The sequence below is a fragment of the Scytonema sp. UIC 10036 genome (genome assembly GCF_009725235.1).
This window is the reverse complement of the sequence record NZ_WJFC01000374.1, coordinates 1-5,397: the sequence shown is the minus strand read 5'-3', so window position 1 is coordinate 5,397 and position 5,397 is coordinate 1. Positions and strand designations below refer to the sequence as shown.

The 5,397-nt window shown below is 38.9% G+C and carries 4 protein-coding genes; 1 reads left to right on the top strand and 3 read right to left on the bottom strand.

What is annotated here, in order from left to right:
* Positions 1-1,266 (top strand): ATP-binding cassette domain-containing protein (locus tag F7734_RS60360; protein ID WP_155753697.1); only part of this gene is annotated, 1,266 nt, incomplete at its 5' end.
* A gap of 486 nt (positions 1,267-1,752) precedes the next feature.
* Here the strand turns inward: F7734_RS60360 and F7734_RS60355 are convergent.
* The 3 genes from F7734_RS60355 to F7734_RS60345 form a co-directional block, all read right to left on the bottom strand.
* Positions 1,753-2,709, bottom strand: coding sequence for a phytanoyl-CoA dioxygenase family protein (locus F7734_RS60355; RefSeq protein ID WP_155753696.1), 957 nt, complete (start codon positions 2,707-2,709; stop codon positions 1,753-1,755).
* 510 nt (positions 2,710-3,219) lie between these two features.
* Positions 3,220-4,104, bottom strand: a complete 885-nt coding sequence (locus F7734_RS60350) for a cupin-like domain-containing protein (protein WP_155753695.1) — start codon at positions 4,102-4,104, stop codon at positions 3,220-3,222.
* 11 nt (positions 4,105-4,115) lie between these two features.
* Positions 4,116-4,931 carry a phytanoyl-CoA dioxygenase family protein gene (locus F7734_RS60345; RefSeq protein WP_155753694.1) on the bottom strand — a complete coding sequence of 272 codons (816 nt, stop codon included), beginning with the start codon at positions 4,929-4,931 and terminating at the stop codon, positions 4,116-4,118.
* Positions 4,932-5,397: the final 466 nt, after the last annotated feature.

Below are 5,397 nucleotides of genomic sequence, written 5' to 3'. Positions count from 1 at the left end.
ATTTTTAGCAGACTATATCAAATAAGTATCCTATTATTACCTTATTTTATACTAGGACCCTTATATGCTAAAAATGAAATTGATTATGGACAACTTGCACAAGCAGCTTATGGTTGTAGTATGATTGCTAATGCTCTGGGAGAATTAATAGGTGAATTTGGAACTCTAGGAGGATTTTCTAGTTACGTTGAGCGTTTGAATGAATTTTCGGATGCTTTAGAAGAAGTGACTAAACAACCCGAAAATGTTAGCACTATTAAGACAATAGAAGAAAACCATCTCGCTTTTGAACATGTCACTTTACAAACGCCTAACTATGAGCAGACGATCGTTGAAGACTTATCACTATCTGTTCAACCAGGAGAAGGTTTATTGATTGTTGGACCTAGTGGTCGAGGGAAAAGTTCTCTATTGAGAGCGATCGCAGGGTTGTGGAATGCAGGTACTGGCCGTTTGGTGCGACCTTCCCTAGATGAAGTTTTATTTTTACCCCAACGTCCTTACATAATTTTGGGAACATTGCGCGAACAGTTACTTTATCCTCAGAGAACTCGTCAAACGAGCGATCGAGAACTCAAAGAAGTTTTGCAACAAGTCAACTTACAAAACTTGCTTAGTCGAGTTGATAGCTTTGATACAGAAGAGCCATGGGAGAATATCTTATCGCTGGGAGAACAACAACGTCTTGCATTTGCACGACTACTAATTACTCATCCTAGATTCACTATATTAGATGAAGCGACCAGTGCCTTAGATTTGAAAAATGAAGGCAATTTATATGAACAATTGCAATCAACGAAAACAACTTTTATCAGTGTTGGACATCGAGAAAGTTTGTTTAAATATCATCAATGGGTTTTGGAACTTTTACAAGATTCTAGTTGGCAAATTCTGACTGTGCAGGATTATCAGCAGCAAAAAGCAAAAGAAAATATTACCAATCCTCCCGAAAACTCTCAAACGACACAAGAGACAGAAAATATTACCAATCCTCCTGAAAACTCTCAAACGACACAAGAGACAGAAAATATTACTAATCCTCCCGAAAACTCTCAGATTACAATAGATGTGCCACAGAATGAATCTGTAAGTAACCCAGAAACAAGCACAATTAGGATTTCTCATCAGGAAATGCAGATATTAACAGGCGCTGCCATAAGCACCATTAGAAACAAGGCAAGACAAGGCAAGTCCATCACTACTAAGGATGGCTTTACCTACCGTTATGATAAAGACCCCAAGGTATTGAAATGGGTCAGAGTTTAGGAATTATCAAGCTAATCTGCATTTACAGCGCTTTGCATCTGAATGAGGTACACCCCCCTTTCATCCCCCTAAAGCATCGGGGGGACAGAGGGGGGTAATTTTTGTACCTCACCTAAGGGAATACCAAAAAATAAATTATCCCAAATCCAAAATAAACGTGTAGGCAATACTGCTCGGATAAGCGTTTTTGTAGGTTGGGTAAACCCGTGTGTGAAACCCAACAAATGCTGATAAATGTTGGGTTTCGTTCCTCAACCCAACCTACCTTAAATTTGAATTTTTAGCTTAACCGACAAGTATTGAACGTGTAGGGGCGCAATGCCTTGCGCCCCTACGACTGTGGTCTATTTACCTGAAAATGGCTGTAAGTGTAGAGAATTTGCAGGATGTAGAAAATTTAGCAGCTATGCCTTTCCAGCACAGCTGCCTTCTGAAATAGCACGTATTTTAGGATGCTTATCGCCCTGTTAGAGGAGCTAAATGGAGCTAATTACCTTCTTTGAGAGTTCCTTCTTGCAGTCGCTCGATCATGCGTTGAGTAACTTGCGTGACGCTTTCTGAGTTACTTTTAACAAAACCATAACGTTGATTAATTTCTCGGGCATAGAGATTCCACTCTTCGGATGCGCGAAATTCGACAGTTTCGCCAGGAGTATATTCAGGATAGGGTCTGTAACTATTAATTCCCTCAACAGGCTCGCCCTTAACTAATAAGGGATCTAGATATAGCCCTTTATTACAAATCTTAGTTGATGGTGTAATAAATCCCATATCTAACCCACAGCGTCTGTTAGGAGAAGTATTTGCTTCTGAGCCATGAATAATATTTGGGTGATGGATAGAAACATCACCGGGGTTTAATTCAATGTCTACAACTCCAACCTTTTCCAACCAGCTTTTCACAACAGAAGATTCTACAGAAGAAAACAACATATTAGGTACATCTGAGCGCTGTTCTGGCTTAAGCAGTGGTAACTTATGACTACCTGGTATCATTTTTAAGCAACCATTACTGCAATTACTTGCATCAATTGCTAACCATAAGGTAAGTGCATTCATTGGCTGCAAATTCCAATAGGCACCGTCTTGATGCCATAACACTGCATGACCATCAAATGCAGGTTTACAGATATAGTGAGCAGTAAAGCAAGCCAACTCAGGTCCTAGAAATATGTTGGCAATTTTCTGTAATCTCTCGTCACTTACCAAACGTACCCAAAAAGCATCATCACGCATTAATGGATGATGGAAGTGTTCGGGGCGTAAATGAGGGTACTTTTGTGTTAACCATTGAACATGATTGTTTGCTTCTGCAATTAAGTCTGAATCAATGACATTTCTAAAAATAGCAAACCCATTTTTTTCAAATTCGTCACGAATTTTCTGAGGCTCAGAGAAATCGTAAAATTCTGGCGCACCTGTGGTTTTGTTTGTAGTAATCATGTTGTTTTTTGTCCAATTTATTCCAAAAACTGCAAAATCATTGGGACATCAATGGGAACTGATTGGAGATGACGGTCAAGAATAAGCTAAAACACATTTAATTTGCATTAAAAATTTTCTAATCTCTTACGGGATGGACATCTTAACCCGCCCAGTTTATGCAAATTAGATGCGGAACAGCTTATAGTGTGTGCTTTGGATATGAAGCTACTGATGGGCGGAAGTTTTGCCCAACTAGTAGCGTTCCCACTTAATGTAAATGATGTGACGCAAACTCAGAAAGCAAAGATTGGTACTTATGCAGTAAGTAATATATCATTAAATTGGTTCTTTTTACCTTTCATGTAGATTATCTTTTTTGAGGTCTGGGTACTGGTTTTCTCACTAAACACTTCTATCACCATCCTATTTGAGTTACAAACTTTTCGTTTAGACGGTTAACTGTTAACTGTTATTATGTCAGTAAGAACAAGATTGTTTGGGGGCCATTTAGGAACGCTATAGTTGTCGTTATTTAGGATTCGAAGTAGAATTCACCTTATTCCTAAACTCCTGCCAGAAAAAAGCGGGTATTTGTGCTAATAATCGCATCCCAGAATATGTCAAAAGTAGTTGTCTCAACTTTTCCTTCCACCAGAAGTTTACCGCAATGTTTAGCGTGTCGAAAGAGTATACTTGATGCCACCACAAAACTGGTATGAAAAGCATCTCCCCAGGTTCAAGAACACACTCTATGCACTTCGCTTTTGAGAATTTAGGAAATTTCTCAAAATCGGGTTCATCAATGTTAACTTGACTAAGATGTGGTATTTTTGAATATGCAGGAAAAGGATATAGGAAAGAAGTTTGTTTTGGGTCAAAGAGTAAAATCCGCTTTCGACCGCTAACTTGAGCTAATAGATTATGCGATGCATCATAATGTAGTGGGGAAATATTACCATGAGCGCCTAACCAGAGGTTTATAACCAACAACAATTTTTTGTCAAAGTAGTCTGGAGTTTCGATTTCTTGAACGAGTTCTGGAAATATTGTTGTCATTGGTTGACCCTGGAGATAATAAGAATTACTCGTGGATCTGTTTTTTTCCAGAAGGACACTCATGAAGTCACTGAACTTCATTGTTTTTCTTAACGAAGCAAATCCTGTTTTAGTATCGCCCATGAACATCCTACTTTGAGAAACATTAACATCAACTTGTCTATTGCCTACAGTAGTACTGAGGTAATCAGGAGTCCATGAGGACAGTGCTTTCCAACCACTCATTCCTCCAGTGATGATAACGGGTTTTCTCACAGACAAGAAGCCTCGTTGGAACTCCTCCGGAGTAGGGTTGTGAATACGCTCAATCTGGTACACTTCAGTGAATTTAAATTGGTCTTGTACGTTTGTATTCATGTTGATGTGGGTTAAATTAAAACTTTGTCAAGTAGAGGCTGTAGTGGTGTGTAGTCGCGGCTCACCAAGAATTCTGGTCTGGGTTGCCCCTTGAAGTTTGGTATATTGTTGATGCTATTGTAGGAGATAATCAGGAGCCTGCGGTCGTAGGGAGAAATGTTGGGTGCCGATCCATGTACTAAATTACAATGAAAGAAAAGGACAGACCCTGAAGGACCTTTTGGTGCGATCATACCTTTTTCATTAGCTAGTTTGGCGATCGTTTCTTTACTGAGGGAGTACTTGAGAGTAGCTCTGAAATTAGATTTCCAATCGTTTTGTTGACTATTAACTTCAGATGTCCCTGTTTGTCCCAAGTGAACAAGGCTCTCTTTGTGAGAACCCGGAATGAAATACATAGGCCCGTTAAACTCATTAAATTCATCCAAAAAAACTGCTACACTTAGTGCTTTCGGTGATGGCATACCATCTTCTTGCTCCCAATATATAAAGTCTTGATGCCACGGCCACAAATCTCCTCCAAAAGCTGCTTTAAAGTTGATTTTAAATTGGTAAACGTATACATCGCTATTGAGAATTTCACAAGCAGATGTTAGAAGACTGGGATGCCGAACTAAGGAATCGAAAATTTTTGTGGTAGTGTGGCATCCGTGAAGAGCACGCACTGTTTTGTTATCTTTTTCTAAAATCCGTCCTGGTGTATCTTTTGCTGTCAAATCATCGACAGCAGCCTGCATTGCCTCGACTTCTTTTGTTGAGAAAAGCTCTGGGATAAATATTAGCCCATTTTCTCTGTAAGATTCTATTTGCTGTTTCGTTAATTTCATGTTTTTCTCTTTACCTTATCTAAGTATGCAACTGTGTTGTCTTTGAAGGTCAATAGAAAATACCTTTTTGAAGGTAGCATGGATTTGTGCTGCAAACAAAGGAAACAATGGCGAGATCGCACATTATTCCTCTATCAAATGCAATAGCGATTAAGACGGTTCTGTGGATAGTTAAGTAGACCTTCAAAACAGTTAAAACACTTAACACTCTTAAGGAGATAGTTAAGATATTTAAGGAGATATTTAACGAGATATTTAAGATATTTAAGATATTTGAAATTTTTTATGAATTAAAATAACAAATTGTAACTTTTCTGTAGCAACTCCCTTTCCATTCTCAAATTCCACTCCTGCATTTAGGTGGGGCTATGCCCGACAGCATTGAATGGCAATACTGCGTAGGTTTTGCATAAAAACACGCAATTACGTAGGTTGGGTTGAGGAACGAAACCCAACATTTATCGGC

Coding starts and splice junctions, on each gene's coding strand:
- F7734_RS60355 (WP_155753696.1), bottom strand. CDS start 2,709: ATGATTACTACAAACAAAACCACAGGTGCGCCAGAATTTTACGATTTC.
- F7734_RS60350 (WP_155753695.1), bottom strand. CDS start 4,104: ATGAATACAAACGTACAAGACCAATTTAAATTCACTGAAGTGTACCAG.
- F7734_RS60345 (WP_155753694.1), bottom strand. CDS start 4,931: ATGAAATTAACGAAACAGCAAATAGAATCTTACAGAGAAAATGGGCTA.